Origin of the sequence: Hymenobacter artigasi, assembly GCF_012275535.1 — a bacterium.
In the GTDB taxonomy this organism is placed as follows: Bacteria; Bacteroidota; Bacteroidia; order Cytophagales; family Hymenobacteraceae; genus Hymenobacter; species Hymenobacter artigasi.
This window is the reverse complement of sequence record NZ_JAAVTK010000004.1, coordinates 282,960-308,376: the sequence shown is the minus strand read 5'-3', so window position 1 is coordinate 308,376 and position 25,417 is coordinate 282,960. Positions and strand designations below refer to the sequence as shown.

The 25,417-nt window shown below is 59.1% G+C and carries 20 protein-coding genes, 1 tRNA gene and 1 pseudogene; 20 read left to right on the top strand and 2 right to left on the bottom strand.

Features of this window, described 5'->3' with window-relative positions; translation table 11 throughout:
• The first annotated feature begins 45 nt into the window (after window positions 1-45).
• The 7 genes and pseudogenes from HBN54_RS09505 (at window position 46) to rplT (ending at window position 8,887) form a co-directional block, all read left to right on the top strand.
• Window positions 46-2,778: a DNA gyrase/topoisomerase IV subunit A gene (locus HBN54_RS09505; RefSeq protein ID WP_382213596.1), complete on the top strand. Its 2,733-nt coding sequence runs from the start codon at window positions 46-48 to the stop codon at window positions 2,776-2,778.
• 103 nt (window positions 2,779-2,881) lie between these two features.
• Window positions 2,882-3,880: a tetratricopeptide repeat protein gene (locus tag HBN54_RS09500; protein WP_168672948.1), complete on the top strand. Its 999-nt coding sequence runs from the start codon at window positions 2,882-2,884 to the stop codon at window positions 3,878-3,880.
• A gap of 19 nt (window positions 3,881-3,899) precedes the next feature.
• Window positions 3,900-5,078 carry a tetratricopeptide repeat protein gene (locus tag HBN54_RS09495; RefSeq protein WP_168672947.1) on the top strand — a complete coding sequence of 393 codons (1,179 nt, stop codon included), beginning with the start codon at window positions 3,900-3,902 and terminating at the stop codon, window positions 5,076-5,078.
• A 132-nt stretch (window positions 5,079-5,210) separates the two neighbouring features.
• Window positions 5,211-7,145, top strand: a complete 1,935-nt coding sequence (thrS, locus tag HBN54_RS09490; protein WP_168672946.1) for a threonine--tRNA ligase — start codon at window positions 5,211-5,213, stop codon at window positions 7,143-7,145.
• 279 nt (window positions 7,146-7,424) lie between these two features.
• Window positions 7,425-7,982: pseudogene (gene infC / locus HBN54_RS09485) on the top strand (translation initiation factor IF-3); the annotation flags it as partial.
• Between the two features lie 213 nt (window positions 7,983-8,195).
• A complete protein-coding gene (rpmI, locus tag HBN54_RS09480) occupies window positions 8,196-8,390 on the top strand; it encodes a 50S ribosomal protein L35 (RefSeq protein WP_046242504.1) in 195 nt (64 codons plus the stop codon).
• A 152-nt stretch (window positions 8,391-8,542) separates the two neighbouring features.
• Window positions 8,543-8,887 carry a 50S ribosomal protein L20 gene (gene rplT, locus HBN54_RS09475; RefSeq protein WP_168672944.1) on the top strand — a complete coding sequence of 115 codons (345 nt, stop codon included), beginning with the start codon at window positions 8,543-8,545 and terminating at the stop codon, window positions 8,885-8,887.
• Window positions 8,888-9,074: 187 nt separating this feature from the next.
• Here rplT and HBN54_RS09470 read toward each other — a convergent pair.
• Window positions 9,075-9,148: transfer RNA gene (locus HBN54_RS09470), tRNA-Met, on the bottom strand.
• Between the two features lie 132 nt (window positions 9,149-9,280).
• Between HBN54_RS09470 and HBN54_RS09465 the strand changes: the two genes are divergently transcribed.
• The 12 genes from HBN54_RS09465 (at window position 9,281) to HBN54_RS09410 (ending at window position 22,175) form a co-directional block, all read left to right on the top strand.
• Complete coding sequence (locus tag HBN54_RS09465) at window positions 9,281-9,694, top strand: START-like domain-containing protein (protein WP_168672943.1); 414 nt, start codon at window positions 9,281-9,283, stop codon at window positions 9,692-9,694.
• 97 nt (window positions 9,695-9,791) lie between these two features.
• Window positions 9,792-11,246 (top strand): LptF/LptG family permease, encoded by a 1,455-nt coding sequence (locus HBN54_RS09460; RefSeq protein ID WP_168672942.1) that lies wholly within the window; start codon window positions 9,792-9,794, stop codon window positions 11,244-11,246.
• A 139-nt stretch (window positions 11,247-11,385) separates the two neighbouring features.
• Complete coding sequence (gene rpsO, locus HBN54_RS09455) at window positions 11,386-11,661, top strand: 30S ribosomal protein S15 (protein WP_168672941.1); 276 nt, start codon at window positions 11,386-11,388, stop codon at window positions 11,659-11,661.
• A gap of 200 nt (window positions 11,662-11,861) precedes the next feature.
• Window positions 11,862-14,033 (top strand): polyribonucleotide nucleotidyltransferase, encoded by a 2,172-nt coding sequence (gene pnp / locus HBN54_RS09450; RefSeq protein WP_168672940.1) that lies wholly within the window; start codon window positions 11,862-11,864, stop codon window positions 14,031-14,033.
• 122 nt (window positions 14,034-14,155) lie between these two features.
• A complete protein-coding gene (locus tag HBN54_RS09445) occupies window positions 14,156-15,019 on the top strand; it encodes a sigma-70 family RNA polymerase sigma factor (RefSeq protein WP_035566352.1) in 864 nt (287 codons plus the stop codon).
• A gap of 146 nt (window positions 15,020-15,165) precedes the next feature.
• The gene (gene trxB, locus HBN54_RS09440; RefSeq protein ID WP_168672939.1) at window positions 15,166-16,101 is read left to right on the top strand and encodes a thioredoxin-disulfide reductase; all 936 of its coding nucleotides are present in this window, start codon (window positions 15,166-15,168) and stop codon (window positions 16,099-16,101) included.
• Between the two features lie 144 nt (window positions 16,102-16,245).
• Window positions 16,246-17,373 (top strand): peptidoglycan DD-metalloendopeptidase family protein, encoded by a 1,128-nt coding sequence (locus HBN54_RS23975; protein ID WP_317170200.1) that lies wholly within the window; start codon window positions 16,246-16,248, stop codon window positions 17,371-17,373.
• A 158-nt stretch (window positions 17,374-17,531) separates the two neighbouring features.
• On the top strand, window positions 17,532-18,251 hold the full coding sequence (gene bshB1, locus HBN54_RS09430; RefSeq protein ID WP_168672938.1) for a bacillithiol biosynthesis deacetylase BshB1: 720 nt from the start codon (window positions 17,532-17,534) through the stop codon (window positions 18,249-18,251).
• 60 nt (window positions 18,252-18,311) lie between these two features.
• On the top strand, window positions 18,312-20,708 hold the full coding sequence (locus HBN54_RS09425; protein ID WP_168672937.1) for a YCF48-related protein: 2,397 nt from the start codon (window positions 18,312-18,314) through the stop codon (window positions 20,706-20,708).
• Between the two features lie 250 nt (window positions 20,709-20,958).
• Window positions 20,959-21,402: a type II RES/Xre toxin-antitoxin system antitoxin gene (gene parS, locus HBN54_RS09420; protein WP_168672936.1), complete on the top strand. Its 444-nt coding sequence runs from the start codon at window positions 20,959-20,961 to the stop codon at window positions 21,400-21,402.
• A 52-nt stretch (window positions 21,403-21,454) separates the two neighbouring features.
• Window positions 21,455-21,907 carry an RES family NAD+ phosphorylase gene (locus HBN54_RS09415; protein ID WP_168672935.1) on the top strand — a complete coding sequence of 151 codons (453 nt, stop codon included), beginning with the start codon at window positions 21,455-21,457 and terminating at the stop codon, window positions 21,905-21,907.
• A gap of 37 nt (window positions 21,908-21,944) precedes the next feature.
• Window positions 21,945-22,175: a hypothetical protein gene (locus tag HBN54_RS09410; protein WP_168672934.1), complete on the top strand. Its 231-nt coding sequence runs from the start codon at window positions 21,945-21,947 to the stop codon at window positions 22,173-22,175.
• 63 nt (window positions 22,176-22,238) lie between these two features.
• Here HBN54_RS09410 and accC read toward each other — a convergent pair whose 3' ends face one another.
• The gene (gene accC, locus HBN54_RS09405; protein ID WP_168672933.1) at window positions 22,239-23,750 is read right to left on the bottom strand and encodes an acetyl-CoA carboxylase biotin carboxylase subunit; all 1,512 of its coding nucleotides are present in this window, start codon (window positions 23,748-23,750) and stop codon (window positions 22,239-22,241) included.
• A 346-nt stretch (window positions 23,751-24,096) separates the two neighbouring features.
• Between accC and HBN54_RS09400 the strand changes: the two genes are divergently transcribed.
• Window positions 24,097-25,344: an aminotransferase class I/II-fold pyridoxal phosphate-dependent enzyme gene (locus tag HBN54_RS09400; protein WP_168672932.1), complete on the top strand. Its 1,248-nt coding sequence runs from the start codon at window positions 24,097-24,099 to the stop codon at window positions 25,342-25,344.
• The last annotated feature ends 73 nt before the right edge of the window (window positions 25,345-25,417 follow it).

Genomic DNA, 25,417 nt, shown 5'->3' with positions numbered 1-25,417 from the left:
CCCGCCGATTTGTTCGGTGGCCTCGCGCCAGAGCCCACCGCCGCCGTGGCCATCCCCGTAGAGGAGCAAACCGAAGAAGAGCCCAAATTCGCCCCTGGCGAAACCATTCACGATGTGGCCACCGTGCGCGGCATGTACCAGAACTGGTTTCTGGACTACGCCTCCTACGTAATTCTGGAGCGGGCCGTGCCCGCCATCGAAGACGGCCTTAAGCCCGTGCAGCGCCGCATCCTGCACGCCATGAAGGAGATGGACGACGGCCGCTTCAACAAAGTGGCCAACGTCATCGGCCAGACCATGCAGTACCACCCGCATGGCGACGCCAGCATCGGCGACGCCATCGTGAACCTGGGCCAGAAAGACCTACTCATCGAAACGCAGGGCAACTGGGGCGACGTGCGTACCGGCGACGGTGCCGCCGCCGCCCGCTACATCGAGGCCCGGCTCTCGAAATTCGCCATCGACGTGGTGTTCAATCCGGATACCACCGAGTGGCAGCTCAGCTACGACGGCCGCAAGCGCGAGCCCACCACGCTGCCCGTGAAGTTCCCGCTGCTGCTCGCGCAGGGCGTGGAGGGCATTGCCGTGGGCCTGAGCACCAAGATTATGCCCCACAACTTCCGCGAGCTGTGCAAGGCCAGCATCGACGTGCTGCGGGGCCGCGAGGTGCAGCTGTTTCCGGACTTTTCGACCGGTGGCCTGTGCGACGTTAGCAACTACAACTCGGGCATGCGCGGGGCCAAAATCCGGCTGCGCGCCACCATCGAGAAAGTCGATAAAACGCTGCTCATCATCCGCGACATTCCCTACGGCTCCACCACCACGGCGCTGATGGAGAGCATTGTGAAGGCCTCGGAAGCCAACAAAATCAAGATTAAGAAGGTGGTCGACAACACGGCGGCCAACGTGGAGATTCAAGTGCAGCTGCCCACCGGCGTGTCGCCCGACCTGACCATGGACGCGCTGTACGCCTTCACCGACTGCGAAATCAGCATCTCGCCCAACACCTGCGTCATCATCGACGACAAGCCCCGTTTCGTGGGCGTGGAGGATGTGCTGCGCCAGAGCACCAAGGCCACCGTGCGCCTGCTGGAGCGCGAGCTCGAAATCCGCCAGGATGAGCTATGGGAGCGTTGGCACAACGCTTCGCTGGAGAAGATTTTCATCGAAAACCGCATCTACCGCAAGATTGAGGAATGCGAAACCTGGGCCGAAATTCTCGAAACGATTGACAAGGGCCTGAAGAAATTCGTGCGCATAGAAGGGGAGAAGGCCAAAGCCGAGGACACCCGCATAGTGCTGCGCCGCCCGATTGAGGAGGACGACCTCACGCGCCTCACCGAAATCCGCATCAAGCGCATCTCGAAATTCGACGCCTTCAAGGCCGATGAATACCTGCAAAAGCTGGAAGCCGAGCTGGCCGAAGTAGCCGACCACCTGGCCAACCTCACGCGCTACGCCATCAACTACTTCGAGGGCCTGCTGAAGAAGTACGGCGCGGGCCGCGAGCGCAAAACCCAGCTCCGCACCTTCGACGTGGTGACGGCTCAGAAAGTGGCCATCGCCAACCAGAAGCTTTATGTGAACCGCGTGGACGGTTTCGTGGGCTACGGCCTCAAAAAGGACGAATTTGTGTGCGACTGCTCTGATTTGGACGACATCATCGCCATCAAGCGCGACGGCACGTTCATGGTCACCAAAATCGGCGATAAGACCTTCGTGGGCAAGGATATACTGCACGTCGGCGTCTACAATAAGAACGATGACCGGCTGGTGTACAACATGGTGTACCTCGACGGCGCGTCGGGCATCAGCTTCGCCAAGCGCTTCCTCGTTTCAGGCATCACCCGCGACAAAACCTACGACCTGACTAAGGGCACCAAGGGCACCAAAACCCTCTACCTCACGGCCAACCCCAATTCGGAATCTGAGATTGTCAACATCCTGCTTTCCGACAAAGCCCCGGCGCGGGTGAAGCAGTTCGATTTCGATTTTGCCGAGCTCAGCATCAAAGGCAAGGGCTCGATGGGCAACATCGTGACCAAGCAGCCCATCAAAAAAATCACCCAGAAAACCCTGGGCGACTCGACATTGGGCGGCCGCGAAATGTTCTTCGACAGCGTGGTGGGCCGCCTCAACACCGCCGGCCACGGCCGCTACCTGGGCACCTTCGACACCGAAAATGCCTTGCTGGTGGTGCACAAGGACGGCAGCTACGAGCTGACCGCGCCCGACCCCGCTATACACTTCGACGTGCCCAACATGGTGTTGCTGCGCAAGCTGGAGCCCGATACGGTGCTCTCGACGGTGTACCTCGATGGGGAAAGCAAAGTGCACTACGTCAAGCGGTTTAAGATTGAAACCAGCACGCTGGCCAAGCGCTTTCTGTTCATCTCCGAAGCCAAAGGCTCGAAAATGCTGGCCGTGACGGCCAACCCCGAGCCGCTGGTAGAAGTCAAAATTCAGAAGGATAAGAAGGCCGACAAGGAAACCGAAAACATTGCCCTGCACGACTTTATCGACGTGAAAGGCTGGAAGGCGATGGGCAACAAGCTCAACTACTACAAAATCCACGCCCTCACGCTGCTCACCGACGAAGGCCCCGAGCCCCAGCGCCGCGAAGTGAAAAAGCGCGCCGCCGCCCCCCGGCCCGGTGAAAATCCCGCCGGGGCCGAAGCCCAACCCGAGCCCGCCGGCCCCGTCGACGTAACCGCCGAGGAAGTGGCCCGCGCCCAGGAGTTGCTAAAGCGGCCCAAGGCGCAGCTGGGGCTGTTTTAAATCCAGCCGCCGGGTAGTGGAGTGATGCCGGGCAGCGGGCCGTTGGGTTTTGAGCGACTGATTCTGGCGCTCAGCAATCCTTTTGCGCTATTTATTTGCGTTTATGCTTGTGTTGTTTCGGTGGTGGTCGTGCTTGCTATTGGTAGCCCGGTGGGGGTATGGCGGGCTGGGTCGCGCCTTGCTGCTCTGCGTCCTGGCGGTGCTGCCGGCGGCTGGCCAAATCCGGCCGCTCCCTACTAAGCCCGTTGCCCTCCCCGTGCTGGTAGCCGCCCCACCCGCCGACCCGCCGGCCGTGCGCGTCAAGCTATTCCAGGCCGCCGCGCTCGCCAATAGCTTCAAGGATTCCGAAGCCCTGGCCGTTTACCAGGAAATCCTGAAAGAGGTGCCGACCCACTACCTGGCCCTGTGGCAGGCCGCCGTGCTGAGCGTAAAAATCGGTGCCCGCTATTCCGATGAAACCCGCAAATCGGCCTATTTCGACCTCGGCCGGCAGTACGCCGACCGCGCCCTGCTGCTCCGGCCCGAAGGCGGCGAAAGCAACTACGCCGTAGCGTTGGCGCTGTTCAACGAGGCCACGCTGTACCGCGCTGGTGCTCGTCTCAGAGCCTTTAGCGACCTGCGCTCGCACGTATATCTGGCCACCGAGCGCCGGCCCGACCTGCCCGAAGCCTGGCAGCTGCGCGGCCGCTGGCAGTACCGCGTGGCGCACTACAACATAATCGAACGCCTGTACAGCAAAATCGTGCTCGGCGGGGTGCCGCCCGGCGGCGATAGCAAAGAAGCCATGGCCGACCTGGAAAAAGCCCGCGAGCTGGCTCCCAAAAACCTGCAGTTTTGCTACGATTTGGCCCGGATGTACGTTTACCAGGGCCGCCGCCGCCGCGCCATTGCCTTGCTGCGCGAGGCCGAGCGCCTGCCCACCTTCACCAGCGAAGATTTGGTGGTGAGCCGCCTGTGCCGCAAAATGCTGCCTCCGCTAGTGCGGGCCGATGCGCGCCGCCAGAAACGCCGGGCGCGCGAAGGCAAAAAACCTAAACCTGCTATTCTGGCTCCCGCTGATTCCAGCCGGGCGCGCCGCGATACCCTCAGCCGCAAGCAGTAGCAACTAGCTTTGCATTTACATGACCATGCGCTTTTCGGTTTCGATACGGTTTTCTTCGCGTTGGCTGCCGCTGGTGGGCTGCTTGGCCGTGGCTGCTTGCCAGTCCGCGCCCTCCGAGCAGCCCGACACCCTGGTGAACCTGAAAACAGTGCAGAGCGGCCCCCGCGTGCAGGCCGACGAGCTCAACGGCGCCATTGCCCGCGAGCCCCGCAATACGGCCCTGCTGGCCCGCCGCGCCACCCTGCGCCTGGCTGCCGGCCAGCCCACCGCCGCCCTCACCGACGTGGCTGCTGCCCTGGAAATAGACGATTCCGATAGCAACCTCTACTTCATTCAGGCCAAGGCCTACCGGGCGTTGGGGCAGCTGCCCGCCGCGCTGGCCGCCGCCCGCCAGGCCGCCGAACTTGGCTTTTCGGGCCCCGAACTACCGCTTTTCGTGGGCGAAACCCATCTCGCCGCCCGCAACTACCCCGCCGCCCTCGACAACCTCGACCGCACCCTGCGCCTCGACCCCGACCAGCCCGCCGCGCTCTTCTACAAAGGCCTCGCCTACGCTGCCACCGCCGATACCAGCACCGCCGTGCAGTACCTGCAGGATGCCCTGGCCCGCAACCCCCGCGAGCCCGAAATCCTGCACCAGCTGGCTTTCCTGCTCAATGCCTGGCGCATTCCCGCCGATGCCGCCCGCTACGCCGCCCTCGGCATGAAACTCGATACCACCTCCGGCTTGTTGCGCTACGACTACGGCCGTCAGCTGGAGCTGCAGGGCCGCCCGGATAGTGCCCAGTGGTACTACCGCCGCGCCCTGGTCCTCGATACCAGCGTGTACCGGGCCGATTATCGTCTGGGCCTGGCCGCCGTTAAAGCCCGCCAGCCTGTTACTGTCATTAAGCACCTTACCCGCGCCCTGCGCCGCAACCCGCGCCTGCCCGAAGCCCGCTCACTACTTGCCGAAGCCCTCGAAACGCAGGGCCGCCTCTCCGAAGCCCTGGTCCAGTACCGCCTGCTCGTGGCCGAAAATCCCGGCAACCCGCACTGGACGTTTAAAGTGTGGAAGACGAACGGGATGGTGCAGGCTACTTTGCCTGATAGCCTGCGCACCGCGCCGCGCTACTTCTACCGCCGCCCCGTAGCCCGGCCCCGCATCGAGCCCATCGCGCCGGTTTCTCCGCTGAATTCCGCAGCAAGGAATCAATAGCCCAGGATACTGTTTAAAACCAAGCATCGGTATTTCCCGGCCGCCGCTTGTTTGAAAAAAATATCGCCCCTCCCGGCACAAGTGCTAACTTGCGCCTTGCTTGGCCCTTCCGGCCGCTTTTACCCCAGTCTCATGCTCAACATCACCCTCCCCGACGGCTCCCAGCGCCAGCTGCCCGACGGCGCTACCGGCTACGACGTAGCCGCCAGCATCTCCGAAGGCCTTGCCCGCAACGCCCTCGCCGTCACCGTCAACGGCGACGTGCGCGACCTGCACCGCCCCCTGCCCGACAACGCGCAGGTGAGCATCCTCACCTGGAACGATACCGCCGGCAAATCCACCTACTGGCACTCCTCGGCCCACCTCATGGCCGAAGCCCTCGAAGTGCTGTACCCCGGCGTGAAGCTGGCCATCGGCCCGGCCATCGAAAACGGCTTCTACTACGATGTGGACCTCGGCGAAGGCCGTAGCATCAGCAGCGAGGACTTCCCCGAAATCGAGAAGAAGATGCTCGAGCTGGCCAAAACGAAAAGCCGCTACGAGCGGAAGGACGTTTCCAAAGCCGATGCCATCGCCTACTTCACCGACAAGCAGGACCCCTACAAGCTGGAGCTGATTGACGGCCTCGAAGACGGCCAAATCACCTTCTACACGCAGGGCGGCTTCACCGACCTCTGCCGTGGTCCGCACATCCCCGACACCAGCACCATCAAGGCGGCCAAGCTGATGAACGTGGCCGGGGCCTACTGGCGCGGCGACGAGAAAAACAAGCAGCTCACGCGCCTCTACGGCATCACCTTCCCCAAGGCCAAGGACCTCACTGAATACCTCGAACGCCTCGAAGAAGCCAAGCGTCGGGACCACCGTAAGCTCGGTAAAGAGCTGAAGTTGTTTGCTTTTTCCGAGAAAGTAGGAGCGGGGCTACCCCTGTGGCTGCCCAAAGGCACCGCCCTGCGCGAGCGCCTCGAGCAGTTCCTACGCAAAGCCCAGGTGAAGGCCGGCTACCAGCCCGTTGTCACGCCCCACATCGGCTCCAAAGAACTGTACGTGACCAGCGGCCACTACGAGAAATACGGCGCGGACTCGTTCCAGCCCATCAAAACGCCCAACCCCGGCGAGGAATTCTTCCTCAAGCCGATGAACTGCCCCCACCACTGCGAAATCTATAAAACCGAGCCCCGCAGCTACCGCGACCTGCCCGTGCGCTACGCCGAGTTCGGCACCGTGTACCGCTACGAGCAGTCGGGCGAGTTGCACGGCCTCACCCGCGTGCGCGGCTTCACGCAGGACGATGCCCACATCTTCTGCCGTCCCGACCAGGTAAAAGAGGAGTTCAAAAAGGTGATTGACCTGGTGCTCTATGTCTTCAAAAACCTCGGTTTTGAAGACTACACGGCCCAAATCAGCCTGCGCGACCCCGAGAACAAAACCAAGTACATCGGCACCGATGAAAACTGGGCCCTGGCCGAAAGCGCCATCATTGAAGCGGCGGCCGAAAAAGGCCTTTCCACCACCACCGAATTGGGCGAAGCCGCCTTCTACGGTCCCAAGCTCGACTTCATGGTGCGCGACGCCCTCGGCCGCCGCTGGCAGCTCGGCACCATCCAGGTCGATTACAATCTGCCCGAGCGTTTCGACCTCGAATACGTAGCCTCCGACAATACCAAGCAGCGCCCCGTTATGCTGCACCGCGCGCCCTTCGGCTCGCTGGAGCGCTTCGTGGCCGTGCTCATCGAGCACTGCGCCGGCAACTTCCCGCTCTGGCTCACCCCCGAGCAATTCATCGTACTGCCCATCTCCGACAAGTACATCGACTACGCCAACGAAGTAAAAGCCCAGCTGGAGCAGCGCGACCTGCGCGGCACCGTGGATGCCCGCGACGAGCGCATCGGCCGCAAAATCCGCGATGCCGAGATGAGCAAGCTGCCTTATCTCCTGGTAGTAGGGGAGAAGGAGGCCCAGGACAACATCATCAGCGTGCGCAAGCACGGCGAAGGCGACTTGGGCTCGATGCCGATTGAAGACTTCGTGAAGAGCGTTCAAAGTCAGATTGTAGAGGCCTACTAATCAGGCTACAATTTGAATAATTGGAATGTCATGCAGCGCGCAGCGAAGCATCTTTACCGCAATACGAATCCAATTAACAGGGTTTAGTAACGAGGTAAAGATGCTTCGCTGCGCGCTGCATGACGTTCTTTAATTATGCAGGCTGTCAAATTGATTAGGCAATCCACTTGCCTTTCCAATTAAAAATGCCGATATTTGCCCCTTGATACCCAGGCCTTACCCGGCCTAAACCACGCAGACTCTCATTCCCCGCCACTTTTTTAGCAGGAGGACCAAACCATAGCAGCTCCGAATCGTCGGTACGTGCCCCGCCAGCAGGTGGAAGAGCCGTTCAAAATCAATCAGAAAATCCTGGCCCGCGAGGTACGACTCGTCGGCGACAATGTCGAACAGGGTGTTTATCCAACAGACCAAGCCCGGAAAATGGCGCAGGAGCAGAATCTCGACCTCGTTGAGATTTCGCCTACCGCCACCCCGCCCGTCTGCCGCGTCATCGACTACTCGAAATTTAAGTACGAGCAGAAGAAGAAAACCCGCGAGCTGAAAGCCAAGCAGACCAAGGTCGTGCTCAAGGAAATCCGCTTCGGTCCCAACACCGACGAGCACGACTTCGCCTTCAAGGTGAAGCACGCCCAGGAGTTTCTGCGCGAAGGCGCGAAAATCAAGAGCTACGTGCACTTCGTTGGTCGTAGCATCGTGTTTAAGGAGCGGGGCGAAATCCTGTTGCTCAAGTTTGCCCAGGCCCTCGAGGACCTCGCCAAAGTGGAGCAGCTGCCCAAGCTCGAAGGCAAGCGCATGTTCCTCTACCTGGCCCCGAAAGCGGCTGCCGTAGTGAAGCCCGCCGCCAAGCCCGCCGCTGCTTCCGATGCCAAGCCCAAAGCCCCCAAGCCCGCCGAGCCCAAGGCCGAAGCCCCCGAAAAGCCCTCCGAAACGGCGCCAGCACCCGCTGCCGACGCCGCCGAATAGATTTTACCCGGTTGAAGATGGCTTCCCGACCACTGGTCAGTCAGCAATCAACAATCAACAACCAACCCTCCAACACTTACTACAATGCCGAAAGTAAAGACGAAATCCGGTGCCAAGAAGCGCTTTGCGCTCACCGGAACGGGCAAGGTGAAGCGGAAGCACGCCTTCAAATCGCACATCCTCACGAAGAAGACGACCAAGCAGAAGCGCGGCCTGACCCACACCGGCCTCGTGAGCAGCGCCGACATGAACCGCGTGCGCCAGATGCTGAATATTTAATTATAAATTCAGAATTATAAATTATAAGTGAGCGGCCTAGTTTTGCTCAGTCTTAATTTATAATTCGCAATTTATAATTTATAATTTTTTCTCCACCAGGCTTCCGGCCTTAAGACCTCACCCGTCGCCGGCTGCCAAAAACTCTCTAGGTTATGCCAAGAAGTGTCAACCACGTGGCCTCGCGCCACCGCCGTAAGAAAATTATGCGTTTGGCGAAAGGCTATTATGGCCGTCGCAAAAACGTGTGGACCGTAGCCAAGAACGCCGTTGAAAAAGGCCTTCTCTACGCTTACCGCGACCGTAAAGTAAAGAAGCGCGAATTCCGTGCTTTGTGGATTCAGCGTATCAACGCCGGCGCTCGTGAGCACGGTCTGTCGTACTCGCAGCTGATGGGCGGCCTGAAAAAGGCTGGCATCGAGCTCAACCGCAAAGTGCTGGCTGATTTGGCCCTCAACCACCCCGAAGCCTTCAAAGGCATCGTGGAGAAGGCAAAATAACTGCCTCTGCGCGCTATCCACCAAGAAAACGCTGGCCCTTGGGTTCAGCGTTTTCTTGTTTTACCCCTTGTTGGTCTGTCCAGCTTGTCGGGTTGTTTCCGCTCCGTATCTGGTTAGGCAAATCACTGACTAAAAGTACTGGAAACAAAAAAACCGCTCCAGTACTAGACTGAAACGGTTTTCGACGTAGCGGGAGGCGGGCTCGAACCGCCGACCTCAGGGTTATGAATCCTGTGCTCTAACCAGCTGAGCTACCCCGCCGGGTTTTTTGTGGGTGCAAAGGTAACGTTACAAAAGGCCCCAAAGCAAGGTGCTGGGCCAAATAAAACTGTATTTCTTCTGTGTTCCGCTCGTTTTATCATTGCGGCGCTCAGCTTCCTTCGTCCTAGTCCTATGGCATTGCCTGATACTCAAACTAAAACGCGTTTTTTGGTAGAATTTCCCATCAACGCATCACCCAAAATTCTTTTTCCCTACCTGGCTACTGCCTCGGGCCTTTCGCAGTGGTTCTGCGACGATGTGCGCTATGTGGAGGGCCAGCGCCTCAATTTTATCTGGGATAATGACAATCATTACGCTGAAATCTCGGGTCAGCGCCTGAATAAGGCGGTGCGCTTCGTATTTCTCGACGACCACCGCCAGTCGGTGCTCGATGCCAATTCCCTGGAGTTTACCCTTGATTCGTCGCAGGTGACCGACGAAGTGTACCTGCGGGTGGTTGATTACTCTGCCGGCCACGATGCCGCCGAGCAGCATGAGATGTGGGAAGGCCTTGTGGCCAAGCTGCGGGAGCAGGTGGGCGGCTAAGCGGCCCAATCCTTTCACAATGGTACTGCGGTACTTTTTTCTCTGAACTTTCGTTTCTGCGCTGGCGCACCTTTTGCGCCCTCAAGCGTCGCTCACCATGCTCAAAAAGCTCGATAAGCTTATTCTGAAGGCCTTTGCCGGCCCGTTTCTGCTCACCTTCGCGGTGGTGCAGTTTATTCTGCTCACGCACACCCTGCTCAAGTATCTGGACGATATCATCGGCAAGGATTTGGGTACGGGGGTGCTGTTGCAGCTGCTCTTCTATTTCAGCGTGCTTATCGTGCCCGTGTCGCTGCCGCTGGCCGTGTTGCTGTCCTCATTGATGACCTACGGCAACCTCGGCGAGCACCACGAGCTCACGGCCATCAAGGCGTCGGGTATTGCGCTCACGCGCATTTTGCGGCCGGTGCTGCTGCTCACCACGGGGCTGGCCATCGGCGCGTTCTGGTTCAACGAAACCATTGTACCCAAGGCCAATCTAAAAGCCTACAGCCTGCTGTGGGACGTGCGCCAGCAAAAGCTGGCCCTGGATATCCGCGAGGGGGTATTTTACAGCGGCATTCCCGGCTACACCATCAAAGTGGATAAGAAAACCGGCGAAAACGGCGACCGGCTGCACGGCGTCATGATTTACGACCACACCCAGAAGTCGGGCAATGCCACGGTGATGCTGGCCGATTCCGGCCGCATGTTCACCACGCTCAACGGTGGTTATTTGAACCTGGAGCTATTTCACGGCCACAACTACATTGAGCAGCCCGATTCCCGCGACCGGGCCGGTGCCAGCTTCGTGCGCCAGGGATTTGACCACAACGTCATTACTTTTTCGCTGGCTTCGTTCAGCCTGGGTCGCACCAAGGAAGACCTGTTCAAGGAAAACCGAATGATGCTCAACATTACGCAGCTCCGTTCCGCCACCGATTCGGTGCAGAAGAAAATGCATGCTGAGCAGCGTCAGCTTCCCCGGCAGATGAATGCGTACTACACCTTCGCACGTTTCGATACCACCGGACGGCGGGCCAACCAGAAGGTGGCAAACCTCCAGGTACCTGCTACGAAGCTGGCCCCGGTTACCGGGTCTATTCTCCAACAGGCGTCCAACCGGGCCCGCAACCTCCAGGCATTTGCCAACTCGACTTCCGAACGGCTCAATGACTACGCCCGTAACTCAGCCCTGTTCCGGATTGAGGTTTACCGGAAATACTCGCAGTCGGTGGCCGTGCTGCTGATGTTTCTGATTGGGGCGCCGCTGGGCTCCATCATCAAGAAAGGTGGCCTGGGCGTGCCCATTCTCATTTCCATTCTTTTTTTCATCGTGTATTACGTGCTCAGCATCATGGGCGAGAAGTATGGGCGCGAGTTCGTGATGCCGGTAGGAGTGGGCATGTGGATGTCGAACCTGGTACTGCTGCCGGCTGGCCTGTTCTTCCTATATCAGGCTTACAACGACTCCGGCCTGCTGGAGATGGACTTCTGGCGGCGGTTGCCGCGGCGGCTGGGCATCCCGGCCCTGCGCAAAATCACGGAGCCCGAGGAAGAGCTGGTAGCATAAGCAAGCTTATATTACAAATCCCGCCGGCTCGCTTTCATCCTGTTATTAAATTCCGTACCTTTGCGGCACCCCGATGTACGGGGTAATCACAATCCTTATTTTAACCCAAAATCTTAGACGGGGTAACACCTATCAACTGATGATTCTGACTACTGAAGCAAAACAGGCCATTTTCGAAAAGAACAGCCTGCAGAAAGTGAAAACCGACACCGGTTCGGCCGAGTCGCAAATTGCGCTTTTCACCCACCGCATCACCCACCTCACCGAGCACCTGAAGGTGAACAAGAAGGACCACAGCACTCGCCTGGGCCTTCTGAAGCTGGTAGGTAAGCGTCGCAGCATGCTGGATTACCTGCAGCACCGCGAAATCAACCGCTACCGCGCCATCATCAAGGAGCTGGGCATCCGTAAGTAATTTCGGAATCTGAGAGTAGGGAGCCTTCCAACGAAGGTTCCCTACTCTTTTTTTGTTCGGATTGGTTTTGTGCCGAGGCCACCCCGAAAAGCTGTTTTACCATCGGCATACTGTTGTGTCTACCCTGAGTAACGAGGGCCGTGCGCGGTACTCGTTTTTGGCTGCTCGCCCGCTGTCGCTTTTCCAAGCAAATCCCGCTGATGTCCCATCCCCACGCCATTACCAAAACCCTGGCGCTGCCCGACGGCCGCGTTATCTCCATCGAAACCGGCAAGCTGGCCAAATTCGCCGACGGTGCCGTCGTGGTTCGCCTCGGCGATACCATGCTGCTCGCCACGGTGGTTTCGGCCCCGAGCCAGCGCGATGGCGTTGACTTTCTGCCCCTTTCGGTTGATTATCAGGAGAAATTCGGCTCGGCCGGCAAGATTCCCGGCTCGTTCCAGCGCCGCGAAGGCCGCCTGAGCGACTACGAAATCCTGGTGTGCCGCCTCGTCGACCGCATCCTGCGGCCGATGTTCCCCAAAGACTACCACTACGAGGTGCAGGTGATGATTACCCTCATCTCGGCCGATAAAGAAGTTCAGCCCGACGCTTTGGCCGCCCTGGCTGCCTCGGCTGCGCTGTCGATTTCCGATATTCCGTTTGCTGGTCCGATTTCCGAAGTGCGCGTGGCGCGCATCGACGGCCAGTTCCAGATTAACCCCAAAACCTCCGACCTGGCCCGCGCTGACATGGACCTCATGGTAGGTGCTACCGCCGACTCCGTGGCCATGGTGGAAGGTGCCATGAAGGAAGTGAGCGAAGAGGAGATGGTGGCGGCCATTGCTTTCGGCCACGAAGCCATCAAGGCCCAGTGCCAGCTGCAGAAGGACCTAGCCGAGGCCGTGGGCCGTACTGCCGATTCGCCTACTCGTGAGTACCCCAAGTACGAGGAGAACGAGGAGCTGAAAAAGACCATTCTGGATGCCGTGTACCAGGGTGCTTACGACGTGGCCCGCAGCGGTAACACCAGCAAAGGCGGCCGCAAGGAAGGCTTTGGCAAGGTGAAAAAAGCTGTGCTGGAGCACTTGCTGTCCGTGGATGCTGAGCTGAACATGAAGATGTTCAGCCGCTACTATGGCTCGGCTGAGAAGAAGGCTATTCGGGACATGATGGTGAAAGAGCGGGTGCGTCTCGACGGCCGCCAGCTCACCGAAATCCGTCCTATTTGGTCGGAAATCAACTACCTGCCCGGCGCGCACGGCTCGGCTATTTTCACCCGTGGCGAAACCCAGAGCCTGACCACGGCCACGCTCGGCACCAAGCTCGATGAGCAAATCATCGACCAGCCGCTGGCCAAGGGCTACTCGAAATTCATGCTGCACTACAACTTCCCCGGTTTCTCGACTGGCGAAGTGAAGCCGAACCGGGGCGCTGGCCGCCGCGAAATCGGCCACGGCAACCTGGCCCTGCGCTCGCTGAAGCAGGTACTGCCCCCCGAAGATGAGAACCCCTACACCATCCGCATCGTGTCGGACATCCTGGAGTCGAACGGCTCCAGTTCGATGGCTACCGTTTGTGCTGGTTCGTTGGCGCTGATGGACGCGGGCGTGAAAATCACGGGTGCCGTGTCGGGCATCGCCATGGGCCTCGTGCAGGACAAGGAAACCGGCGAATACGCGGTGTTGAGCGACATCCTCGGCGACGAGGACCACCTCGGCGACATGGACTTCAAAGTAACCGGCACGGAGAAAGGCATTTGCGCCTGCCAGATGGACATCAAAATTCAGGGCCTGAGCAATGAGATTCTGACCGCCGCGCTGCACCAGGCCCGCGCCGGCCGCCTGCACATCCTGGCCGAAATGGCCAAGACCATTGCTGCGCCAGCCGCTGAGCTGAAGGCTCATACGCCGCGCTCGCATAAGATGCTGATTGACAAAGAGTTTATTGGTGCCATCATCGGGCCGGGTGGCAAGGTTATCCAGCAGATTCAGAAGGATACCAACGCCACGGTGATTATCGAGGAGAAGGATGAGAAGGGCCACGTAAGCATCTACGCCTCCAACCAAGAGGACATGCAGGGCGCCATCGACCGGATTCGCGCTATCGCGGCGCAGCCCGAAGTGGGCGAGGTTTACAAGGGCAAAGTGCGCAGCATTCAGCCCTACGGCGCTTTCGTGGAGATTATGCCCGGCAAAGACGGCCTGCTGCACATCTCGGAAGTGACGCACGAGCGGATTCAGACGCTGGAAGGCTTGTTGGAAGTGGGACAGGATATTGACGTGAAACTGGTGGAAATCGATAAGAAAACCGGCAAGTACCGCTTGTCGCGTAAGGTGTTGCTGCCCAAGCCGGAAACGGCCGGTGCCAGCAACGGCGAAGCTCAAGCGTAGTCAGGCGGATAGTCCGAACTAATGTTGGAGGGAGCCTGTTGGCTACCTCTGACTTAGGGGACTGTCCGGACGGCTTTTTCTTTCGTATAACCCCATCAGATATCGTTCTTACCTAGTCCCCAATGAGACAGCTAAAAATTAGTAAGCAGATTACCAACCGCGAAAGCCAGTCGCTGGATAAATATCTCCAGGAGATTGGTAAGGTTGATTTGCTCACGCCCGACGAGGAGGTAACGCTCGCGCAGCGCATCCGCGACGGGGACCAGCAGGCGCTGGAAAAATTGACGAAAGCCAACCTGCGTTTCGTGGTATCGGTTGCAAAACAGTATCAGAACCAAGGCCTTAGCCTCGGTGACCTCATCAATGAGGGCAACCTCGGCCTTATCAAAGCTGCCAAGCGCTTCGACGAAACCCGAGGCTTCAAATTCATTTCGTACGCCGTTTGGTGGATTCGCCAGTCGATTCTGCAGGCCCTGGCCGAGCAGAGCCGCATCGTGCGTCTGCCCCTGAACCGGGTAGGTTCGTTGAACAAAATCAGCAAGTCCTTCTCGGAGTTGGAGCAGAAATTCGAGCGCGAGCCTTCGCCCGAAGAAATTGCTGAGGTGCTGGAGTTGACTACTTCGGAAGTAGTGGATACCCTGAAAATTTCGGGCCGCCATGTATCGGTGGATGCTCCGTTTGTGCAGGGCGAGGAAAACCGTCTGCTCGACGTGCTCGAAAACGAGGATGAGGAGTCGCCGGACATGGCCCTGATGAACGACTCGCTCCGCAAGGAGGTGCAGCGCGCCCTGAGCACGCTCACCAAGCGCGAGGCGGACGTGATTACGCTCTACTTCGGTTTGAATGGCGAAGCCGCTTTGACCTTGGAAGAAATTGGCGAGAAGTTTAACCTGACCCGCGAGCGGGTGCGTCAGATTAAGGAGAAGGCAATTCGTCGTTTGCGGCACACGTCGCGCTCGAAGGCGCTGAAGCCTTATCTGGGCTAACTTCTGCTTAGTTTTGTTGTTGAGAAACCCCGGCTGTAAGGTTGGGGTTTTTTGTACAACTTGTGCGGTAAGCTTTAGCTTGCCGTGAGACTTTTATTTGACTACCACTTTCACAGACGGCAAGCTAAAGCTTACCGCACTACGCAATGGCTGAACACATCAAATGCCTGATTATCGGCTCCGGCCCAGCCGGCTACACCGCCGCCATCTATGCCGCCCGTGCCAACATGGCCCCCGTTATGTATATGGGTTTGCAGCCGGGGGGGCAACTCACCATCACGAATGATGTGGAGAACTTTCCTGGCTACGCCGATGGCGTGATGGGTCCGGAAATGATGGAGGACCTGAAAAAGCAGGCTTCGCGCTTTGGAACTGATATCCGCTATGGCATTGCTACGGCGGTAGACTTCTCGGTGACGCCACGCAAAATCACGATTGATGAAAGCCTGGAGTTGACCGCAGATACCGTGATTATTGCCACGGGCGCTTCGGCCAAGTGGCTGGGCATCCCGTCGGAAGCGCGGCTGAATGGCTCGGGTGTTTCGGCCTGCGCCGTGTGCGACGGGTTCTTCTATCGCGGGCAGGAAGTGGCCATTGTGGGCGCGGGTGATACCGCCGCTGAAGAAGCCACTTACCTGGCCAACCTGTGCAGCAAGGTGACCATGATAGTGCGTAAGAGTGAGATGAAAGCCTCGAAAATCATGCAGCAGCGCGTGCTCGACAACCCCAAGATTGAGGTGCTGTTCGATACCGTGACGGATGAGATTCTGGGCGAGCACGCGGTAGAAGGGGTGCGCGTGAAAAACGTGCTGACCCACGAAACCCGCGAAATTGCGCTCACGGGCTTCTTCGTAGCCATTGGCCACGAGCCGAATTCCACCATTTTTCAGCCCTACCTGCACCACGATGAGCAGGGCTACCTGAAAACCATTCCCGGCACCAGCAAAACCAACGTGGATGGCATCTTTGCCTGCGGCGATGTGCAGGACTTCACCTATCGCCAGGCCGTGACGGCCGCCGGTACCGGCTGCATGGCCGCACTGGATGCCGAGCGCTACCTGGCCGCCATGGGCATACACTAAATTTGCGTCTGGAACGTCATGCAGAGCGTAGCGAAGCATCTTTACCACAATAGTAATCCAATGGAAAGGGTTTACTATTGCGGTAAAGATGCTTCGCTATGCTCTGCATGACGTTCAATGGCTTCCAGTTAAAAAAACCTGCTTTTGACTTTCCTGAAAACAACTTTTTGGCGCCCGGCGCTGCTCCTGCTGGCACTCCTCTGCCTGCTGGCGGGGCTGAGTCCGGCCCAGGCGCAGAAGCGTAAGGCTCCGCGCACCAAGGCCAAAGCCGGCAGTACAACCGGCAAATCGGACTTTTTCCGCATCAAAACGCCCCGCATGCGCTATGTGCGGCCGGATACTACTACGGTTATCGAAACCGAGGAGATACCCGACGATAATTCGGACGCCGCGAAATCCATTTATTTCAACCCGGCTAAAAAGCTCAGCATTGTGAGCGAAGACACCACGACGCTGAACGAGGGCGGGCAGGAAATCGTGGAGATGTCGGAGGAAGTGCTCATTGATTCGTCGTGGGTGAAGGTGGCCGGCTACTATTCCATCTGGGACACGCACCGCGTGAACCCGTACCGCGTGGATGGCCGCAGCTACCGCGACTCGCTGAGGCTGCACCTCACCGACCCCAACCGCCAGCGCTACGCTAAAATGCCGCTTTTGTCTACGCCCATTACCTCGGGCTTTGCCTTCCGGGGCTACCGCTGGCACTACGGCATGGACCTGGACCTGGAAACCGGTGACTCGGTGAAAACGGTGTTCGACGGTGTGGTTCGTATTCAGGCCTGGGACGGCGGCGGCTACGGCAACTACATTCTGGTGCGCCACTACAACGGCCTCGAAACCGTGTACGGGCATCTGAGCAAGGCGCTGGTAACGGTGGGCACCTTCGTGAAAGCCGGCCAGCTCATTGGCTACGGCGGCAGCACGGGGCGTAGCACGGGCTCGCACCTGCACTTTGAGGTGCGCTACCAGGGCAACCCCATTAATCCGGTGCTGATGTATGACTTTCCCGGCTACAAGCTGCGGAAGGACAATTTTACGATTACGGCGGCCCTGTTCAACTACTACAGCCGTGCCTTGGGGCATCACAGCAGCGGTAGTAGCAGCCGCAGTGGTTCCCCGTCACGGGCACGCCAGACGGTCACGCACAAGGTGCGCTCCGGCGATACCCTGTCGGAGGTGGCGGAGCGGTACGGAGTACGCGTCAGTACCCTGAAGAAGCTGAACCCGGGATTGAAAACGTTGCAGCCCGGCAAGAAGCTGCGGGTTAAGTAAATCACTGATTTTCGCGGATTAACCGTGATTTCGCTGATTTATTCGGTTTCGATTCGGTAAGCTGTGGGATGGGGCAGTATTCCTGCTGTTTTGGCCGTAACGAGGAAAAAAGGAATGCTGTAGGCAGCAAAAAATATACTAATCAGTTAAAATCAGTGATGAAACTAGATGTCTTAGCCCTCGGCGCGCATCCCGATGATGTGGAAATGTCCTGCACCGGCACGCTACTAGCCAGCATGGCGGCCGGCAAAAAAGTGGGTATTGTCGACTTCACGCGGGGCGAGTTGGGCACGCGCGGTACGCCGGCCATTCGGGCGGCTGAAGCGGCTGCTTCCAATAAAATTCTGGGCATTGACATCCGTGAAAACCTGGGCATGGCCGATGGCTTCTTCCGCAACGACCGGGAGCACCAGCTGCCGCTTATTGCCGCCATTCGGCGCTACCAGCCCGAGGTAGTGCTCTGCAATGCCATTGTTGACCGGCACCCCGACCACGGTCGCGCTGCTCAACTAGCCGTGGAGGCCTGCTTTCTGGCCGGTTTGCGTATGATTGAGACCATCGGTGATGATGGCCAGCCGCAGGAAGCCTGGCGGCCCAAAAACGTGTATCACTACATTCAGGACCGCCAACTGACGCCCGCATTCGTGGTCGATATCACGCCCTATTGGGAGAAGAAGTGGGAAGCCATTCAGGCCTTCAAAACCCAGTTTTTCAACCCGGATTTAGATGCCCCGCAAACGTACCTTTCCAGCCAGGCCTTTGGCCGGTTTATGGAGGCACGGGCGCGCGAGTTCGGCCATATTATTGGGGTGGAGTTTGGCGAAGGCTTCACGGTGGCGCGGCCGGTGGGCGTGCGCGAGATAGGGGACTTGCTGTAGCAGCGGCGCAGCGGGCCGGGGAGGACGTTTGGAAAGGAAATTTGAGGGTAAATTTCCACCATGAAAACAACTCTACTCGCCGGTTTTCTTTGGCTTATACTCCTTCAGCCTGTCGCCGCCCAGTGGCAATGGCTTAACCCTAAGCCCAATACCTATCCGGGGAAGGTAGTGCGCTTTGTGAGCGCCAACCGGGGCTTCGTTCTCCAGGAAGTTGGCTCGCTGCTGCGCACCGACGATGCCGGGACCACCTGGCAGGAAGTGAAGCGCTACCCCGATGCCGCCGACCTGGACTTTTCGCCGGATGGAATCGGCTATTTGCTCACGCACCCCGGCGTGCTGTGGCGCAGCACCGATGGCGGCACCAGCTGGGCGCGGGTGTCTGGCGCGCCCCAAACGGCCCCGCAGTATGGCGGCTATAGCCAGCCCTTGTTACAGAACTACTACACCCGGCTTCACGCCATCAGTGCTGATACGGTAGTGGAGTTGACGAACAACGGCCTCGTGCGCCGCTCCGCTGATGGTGGCCGCCATTGGCAGGAATCGAACAGCGGCGTTCAGGTGCTGAGCAGCTTTTTCGTGTCGGGGAAAGTGGGCTTTTTAGGTTCGTGGGGAGGGAAGGTGTACAAAACCACCGACGGCGGCGCCACCTGGACCAAGCTGTCGGAGGTCAGTTATTTCCCTTCCGAAATCACCATGCTCCACTTTATCTCGCCGCGGGTGGGGTTTGCGCACCGTGAGCATAGCGACCTATTGCGAACCATCGATGGCGGCCTGACCTGGACGCTGGTATCGAATAGCATGCAGGATATTGCCGACATGCACTTTCTGTCGGCCACGGCCGGCTTTGCGGTGGGCGATTACGGCACCATCTACTCCACTACCAATGCAGGGCTGACCTGGACTGCTATTGGTCCGGCTGCAAACTCCGGCTTCATCAACGGCAACTACTGGAGCAGCGTCCGCTTCACCTCGGCCAGCACGGGCTATGTGACCGGCCGGGGCAACAAAGGCCCCATCATGCGCACCACCGATGGCGGCCAAACCTGGCAGCCGCTCGGCCCGCTTATGGGCAACATTCAGGCAGTCGCATTTCCGGGCAGTGGGGCATTGGGCTATGCCCTGAGCAGCAATGGCCTGCTGCGCACCACCGATAGTGGTGATAACTGGACGCTGCGCTCCCAAATGGCGGGAACCCAACTGGCCTGCCTCGACGCCAATACGTTGCTGGCGGTGAATGGCAACATCGCCCGCTCAGTTGATGGCGGCCAAACCTGGACCACCATCACAATTCCAGCCCGCTACTACGGCACTACTGTCGTCTCAACCCTGAGCATGGTGAACGCCCAAGTAGGCTACGCGGGCGGGCTCGATGGCAATGGGTACGTTATTGCCCGCACTACCGATGACGGCCAGACGTGGCAGCTGCTCAACGGAACCTATACGCAGGGCATTCGCAAGCTCAACTTTGTGTCGGCCACCACCGGCTTTGCTACCGCCTTCGGCGACCTGTTCAAAACCTCCGATAGCGGCCTGACCTGGCAGCCCGTTCGGCTTAACCAATACGGAACCCCAAGCGACGTGCAATTCCTCGACCAGCAGGTTGGGTATGTGCTCGATGAATACGCCGTGGTGTACAAGACCACGGACGGCGGCGCTACCTGGACGCCCCTCGAAATCAACCGCTCGCGAGGGTATTCAACCGGCCACACCCTGCGCCTGCACTTCGTCGACCGCGACAATGGCTGCGTGCAGGACGATGCCGGTTCTATTTTCCGCACTGCCGATGGCGGCCGTACCTGGATTTGGGAGCGTAACCTGGGCTCGCAGGCGATGGGGTACACCCACGGTGGGCAGTCGCTGGTGCTGGGCGGGGGCAACGGCATGCTGGTGCGGCGCTCGCTGGCGGCCAATCCGCTGCCGTTTCGGGCCGAAGCCCTGTCACCGGTGGCCCTCACCGACAGCAGCGCCGTGCTAGCGGGCACGCTCACAAGCACCAACTGTATTGTTGATAGTGCCCGCTTCGAGTTTGGCCCGGCCAATGTACCCGGCTTCAGCCAAGTGGCCCTGGCCTACCCCGCCCTGTGGTACGGCAGCGACTCGCTACGCGCCCGCGTGCCCAGTGGCCTGCTGCCCACCACGGCCTACCGCATGCGCATCCGGTTCCTTCACAACGGCACCTACTACTACAGCGCCGAATCGAGCTTTACCACCCCGGCGCCGCCCGTTCTGCCCGAACCTGAGCTGACGGCCTACCCCAACCCCACCAGCGGCTATCTGCGGGTGCTGGCCCCGGGCGGCAAGGGTACTGCCCACCTGGAGCTATTCTCGCTGCAAGGCAACCGCGTGGCCGAAGCCACCGGCACGGGGCTGGACCTGCGCGCTGTGCATAGCGGTATCTATGTGCTGCGCGTCAGTCTGGGCGAAAAAGTGTACCGCCGCCGCATCATGAAGCTGTAGCTAACCAGAAACACCCGGCCGGCGCGGTGGGCGCATATAAACGGCTGTTGCGTTCTTCGAGGTCTGTCAGGCACATTGATAGCAGGTGAGAGCGGGGTGGATATCAAATCGGCAAGCGCTTGATGGCTGGAGCATATTGAGCTAGGCTTTCGCGCAGAGTGGCTTACCTCGCCGGAAACTAATGGGAAATATTTCCCGTTAATAAAGAAATATTTCCCATATTTGAGGAAAGAACTAATTCCCAACACTCATGGCTGCCTTTGCCACTCCTCCCGTCGCCGTTTATTCGCCTGCCCTGCGGAGCCTGCAAGCCACCGTGGCCGATTCCTTCGCCCTCGTGATGGAAGCCCGCACCGGCGTGCCGGCCAAAACGGCTTTCGACGTGGCCTCGCTGCTAAAGCTGAGCGCCGATGAGCTGGCTGCTCTCCTGCATACCACCACCAAAACCCTGCGCGCTTACCGTGAGGGTAAAAAGCGCCTCGGCCCCGCTGCCAGCGAGCAAATCTTGAAACTACTGGCCCTGGCCCGCCTGGGAGAAGAGTCCTTCGGTGCGCTGCCGGCCTTCCGCCGCTGGCTCGATAAGCCCGCCTACGGCCTCGACAACCAGCCGCCGCTGGCCCTGCTCGAAACGAGCGGCGGCATCGACCTGGTGGCCGCCGAAGTCGCCCGCATCGCCTATGGGGATTTTGCCTAACAGAACGTTATGCTGCGCCCCGCGAAGCACGACGTTCGATTAACTTCTCCCAGTGGAAATCTACCGCATCTGCCTAGCCAAGTATGCCGGCGAGCTAGTCGCTTCCGGCAACCCCGGCCGCTGGAACCTGCGCGGCCAGCTAGTCATTTACGCCGCTGGCAGCCGCGCCCTGGCCTGCCTCGAAAACGTGGTGCACCGCAGCGGCGAGGGTCTCAATAGCCTCTTCAAAGTCATCCGCATTGAAGTGCCGGATACGTTAGCCGTCGAAGAACTAACGCTGGACCAGATGCCCCCCGAATGGCAGCTGCCGCGCCACTACGCCCGCTGTCAGCCCTTAGGAGCAGCCTGGTACCAGCGCCAAACTGTGGCTATTCTGCGGGTGCCGTCCTCCATCATCGCTCACGAGCACAACTACGTGCTCAATACCCAGCACCCGGATTTTGGGCAGGTAAAGATTGTGGGCTGGGAAGACTTTGAGTTTGACCCTCGGATTAAAGAGGCGTAAAGAACCCGACTACTTCAACTGTTATATCAGGTGATAAATGGATTTAAAAACGTTAGAAGAAGCACTGATAGCAGGAAGGTTTCGCGGCTGGTACCTAAACGGTGGCTTACTTAACGAAACCTACACCATTGGCAAAACAACTCGTGGATGGGAGGTTTATTATAGCGAAAGGGGCCAGAAATCCAACTTGAAAATCTTTGCCAGCGAATCTGAAGCGTGCAAATACTTTTGGGATACTATCGGTGGTGACAGCTTAACGAAGCTGTAGGCGCACTAAAAAAAGGGAAGCCCGGCGTCAGCCATGCTTCCCTTTTTTTTTAAATTGAGGACGTTACCGCACGCCCAACCGGTTGCGCCGCCAGCCCGAAACCTCCGCGCCCGCTGTTTCACCAGTTGCGGCAGTTGTTTTAGGTTTCTTCTCGCTGAGCAGCATCGCACCCAGCGCGGCGGCTACTTTGGCCGTGGCTTCATCCGGCGTGATGGGGGCGAGGTCGGCGGGGGAGAAATGGTCCTTAATGAAGTTGGTATCGAAGTCGCCGCTCACAAAGGCGGGGTGGCGCATTACGTAGGCTCCGAAGGGCAGCGTAGTTTCGATGCCGGTGATTTTATACTCCTCAATGGCCCGCAGCATGCGGGCGATGGCCTCGGCGCGGTCGGCCCCGAAGGTGACCAGCTTGGCAATCATCGGGTCGTAGTAAATCGGGATTTCCATGCCTTGCTCGAAGCCGTCGTCGACGCGCACGCCGGGGCCTTGGGGGCGCACGTAGGTGGTGAGGGTTCCGATGTCGGGCAGGAAGTTGTTTTGCGGGTCTTCGGCGTACACGCGCAGCTCCATGGCGTGGCCGGTAATGGTGAGGTCGTCCTGCGAGAAGGCGAGGGGCTCGCCCTGGGCCACTTTTATCTGCTCTTTCACCAGGTCGAGGCCGGTGATTTGCTCGGTCACGGGGTGCTCTACCTGCAGGCGCGTGTTCATCTCCAGGAAGTAGAAGTTGCGTTTATCGTCGAGCAGGAATTCCACGGTGCCAGCGCCCGCGTAGTTGCAGGCGCGGGCCACGTCCACGGCGCAGCGGCCCATTTCGGCACGCAGCTCGGGGGTAAGCACCGATGAAGGCGCTTCCTCAATCACCTTCTGGTGGCGGCGCTGGATGCTGCACTCGCGCTCGAACAAGTGCACGATGTTGCCGTGCTCATCACCCAAAACCTGAATTTCGATGTGGCGGGGGCCGGTCACGAATTTCTCGATGAATACCGCCCCATCGCCAAACGCCGACACGGCCTCGTTGATGGCCAGCTGCATTTGCTCCTCAAACTCATCGGCCCCATTCACGATGCGCATGCCCTTGCCGCCGCCGCCGGCCGAGGCCTTGATTAGGATGGGAAAGCCGACTTCCTTCGCAATCTCCTTGGCGGCGGCTACGTCCGAAATCGCTTCGTCGGTGCCGGGCACCAGCGGAATGTTGTAGGCTTTCACGGCCTGCTTGGCCGAGAGCTTGTCGCCCATCATTTCCATGGCCTCGGGGCTGGGGCCCACAAAAATCAGCCCTGCCTCGCGCACCATGCGGGCAAAGCCGGCATTCTCCGAGAGGAAACCATAGCCGGGATGAATGGCATCAACCCCCAATTCCTTGCAGACTGCCAGAATCTTGTCGCCGCGCAGGTAGCTGTCTTTCGAGGCAGGCGGGCCTACGCATACGGCCTCATCGGCGTAGCGCACATGCAGGGCATTGCGGTCGGCCTCCGAGTAGATGGCCACGGTGGCAATGCCCATTTCCTTGGCGGAACGGAGGACGCGGAGGGCGATTTCGCCCCGATTGGCGACGAGCAGCTTGGTGATTTTTTTCATGTGGGTGGGAGGGGAGCAATTCAATCAGTACAGTCATGCTGAGCGCGGCTGGCACAACGCGGCCGCATCGGCAAATCAATGGTGGTAACGAAGCCGTGAAGCTGCTTCGCGGGGCGCTGCACGACGGGCCGCAAGGGCAATCGAGGCAAAGCGCCCACAAAGAAACTGCGAAACCACGCCCCGCCGGCAAACCCTCGGGCCATTACGCGGTTATTAAGCCCAAATTATGTACATCCGCGAACCGGTGGTTACCTTTGTGGTTAGCCCCGTTTTGGGTTGTAAAAACAATAGTAATTCCCAAAGCGGCAGTTCCCCCGCCTTTTCTCACCCTATTACCGTTTTTTCAGTGGATATTTTTGACCGGGTTTCGGCCAACCGTGGGCCTCTGGGTTCGCATTCAAGCTATGCGCACGGCTACTTTGCTTTCCCCAAGTTGGAAGGTGAAATCAAGCCTCGCATGATTTTCCGGGGCAAAGAAGTGCTGACCTGGAGTCTGAATAACTACCTCGGGCTGGCCAACCACCCCGAGGTGCGCAAGGCCGATGCCGACGCGGCCGCCGACTACGGCATGGCCCTGCCCATGGGCGCACGCATGATGAGCGGCAATTCGACCCTGCACGAGCAGCTGGAAGACGAGCTGGCCGAGATAGTGATGAAGCCCACCGCCACGCTGCTCAACTTCGGCTACCAAGGCGTGGTGTCTATCATCGACGCGCTGGTGAACCGCCACGACGTAATTGTGTACGACGCCGAGTCGCACGCCTGCATCATCGACGGGGTGCGCCTGCACGCCGGCAAGCGGTTTGTGTACAACCACAACAACATGGCCAGCCTGGAAAAGCAGCTGGAGCGCGCCAAGCGCCTGACCGACGAAACCGGCGGCGGCATCCTCGTTATCACCGAGGGCGTATTTGGCATGTCGGGCAACCAGGGCGACCTGCGCGGCGTGGTGGCACTGAAGGAAAAATTCGACTTCCGCCTCTTCGTTGACGATGCTCATGGCTTTGGCACGATGGGCGCCAAAGGGGCCGGAACGGGCGAAGAACAGGGCGTACAGGATGGTATCGACCTTTATTTTTCGACCTTTGCTAAGAGCATGGCCAGCATCGGCGCGTTCGTGGCCGGGCCGGAAAGCGTAATTGACTATTTGCGTTACAACATGCGTAGCCAGATTTTCGCCAAATCGCTGCCCATGCCCCTCGTAGCGGGTGCGCTAAAGCGGTTGGAGTTGCTGCGCACCCAACCGCAGCTCAAAGAAAACCTCTGGACCATTGTGCGGGCCATGCAGAGTGGCTTGCGTGAAAAAGGCTTCAATCTGGGCACCACCACCTCGCCGGTAACGCCCGTGCTGCTGGAGGGCACCGTGGCCGATGCAACGCAGGTAACGCTGGATTTGCGTGAGAATCACGGTATTTTCTGCTCTATAGTGGTGTATCCGGTAGTGCCGAAGGGCGTAATTATGCTGCGCATCATCCCCACGGCCGCCCATACACTTGCGGATGTAGAGGAAACGATTGTGGCCTTTACCGCCGTGGCCGATAAGCTCAAAAAGGGCCTCTACAGCCGTACTACTGCGATTCCGGAGGCCGTTTAAAACGGTACTGCCAACTACCGACGCGGGCTGCCTGAAGAGGTAGCCCGCGTTTTTGTTTTTGGACTATTCTAAT

Excerpts from the sequence above, each read along its gene's own strand:
- HBN54_RS09500 (WP_168672948.1), top strand. The coding sequence starts at position 2,882 with ATGCTTGTGTTGTTTCGGTGGTGGTCGTGCTTGCTATTGGTAGCCCGG.
- HBN54_RS09495 (WP_168672947.1), top strand. The coding sequence starts at position 3,900 with ATGACCATGCGCTTTTCGGTTTCGATACGGTTTTCTTCGCGTTGGCTG.
- thrS (WP_168672946.1), top strand. The coding sequence starts at position 5,211 with ATGCTCAACATCACCCTCCCCGACGGCTCCCAGCGCCAGCTGCCCGAC.
- rpmI (WP_046242504.1), top strand. The coding sequence starts at position 8,196 with ATGCCGAAAGTAAAGACGAAATCCGGTGCCAAGAAGCGCTTTGCGCTC.
- rplT (WP_168672944.1), top strand. The coding sequence starts at position 8,543 with ATGCCAAGAAGTGTCAACCACGTGGCCTCGCGCCACCGCCGTAAGAAA.
- HBN54_RS09465 (WP_168672943.1), top strand. The coding sequence starts at position 9,281 with ATGGCATTGCCTGATACTCAAACTAAAACGCGTTTTTTGGTAGAATTT.
- HBN54_RS09460 (WP_168672942.1), top strand. The coding sequence starts at position 9,792 with ATGCTCAAAAAGCTCGATAAGCTTATTCTGAAGGCCTTTGCCGGCCCG.
- rpsO (WP_168672941.1), top strand. The coding sequence starts at position 11,386 with ATGATTCTGACTACTGAAGCAAAACAGGCCATTTTCGAAAAGAACAGC.
- pnp (WP_168672940.1), top strand. The coding sequence starts at position 11,862 with ATGTCCCATCCCCACGCCATTACCAAAACCCTGGCGCTGCCCGACGGC.
- HBN54_RS09445 (WP_035566352.1), top strand. The coding sequence starts at position 14,156 with ATGAGACAGCTAAAAATTAGTAAGCAGATTACCAACCGCGAAAGCCAG.
- trxB (WP_168672939.1), top strand. The coding sequence starts at position 15,166 with ATGGCTGAACACATCAAATGCCTGATTATCGGCTCCGGCCCAGCCGGC.
- bshB1 (WP_168672938.1), top strand. The coding sequence starts at position 17,532 with ATGAAACTAGATGTCTTAGCCCTCGGCGCGCATCCCGATGATGTGGAA.
- HBN54_RS09425 (WP_168672937.1), top strand. The coding sequence starts at position 18,312 with ATGAAAACAACTCTACTCGCCGGTTTTCTTTGGCTTATACTCCTTCAG.
- parS (WP_168672936.1), top strand. The coding sequence starts at position 20,959 with ATGGCTGCCTTTGCCACTCCTCCCGTCGCCGTTTATTCGCCTGCCCTG.
- HBN54_RS09410 (WP_168672934.1), top strand. The coding sequence starts at position 21,945 with ATGGATTTAAAAACGTTAGAAGAAGCACTGATAGCAGGAAGGTTTCGC.
- accC (WP_168672933.1), bottom strand. The coding sequence starts at position 23,750 with ATGAAAAAAATCACCAAGCTGCTCGTCGCCAATCGGGGCGAAATCGCC.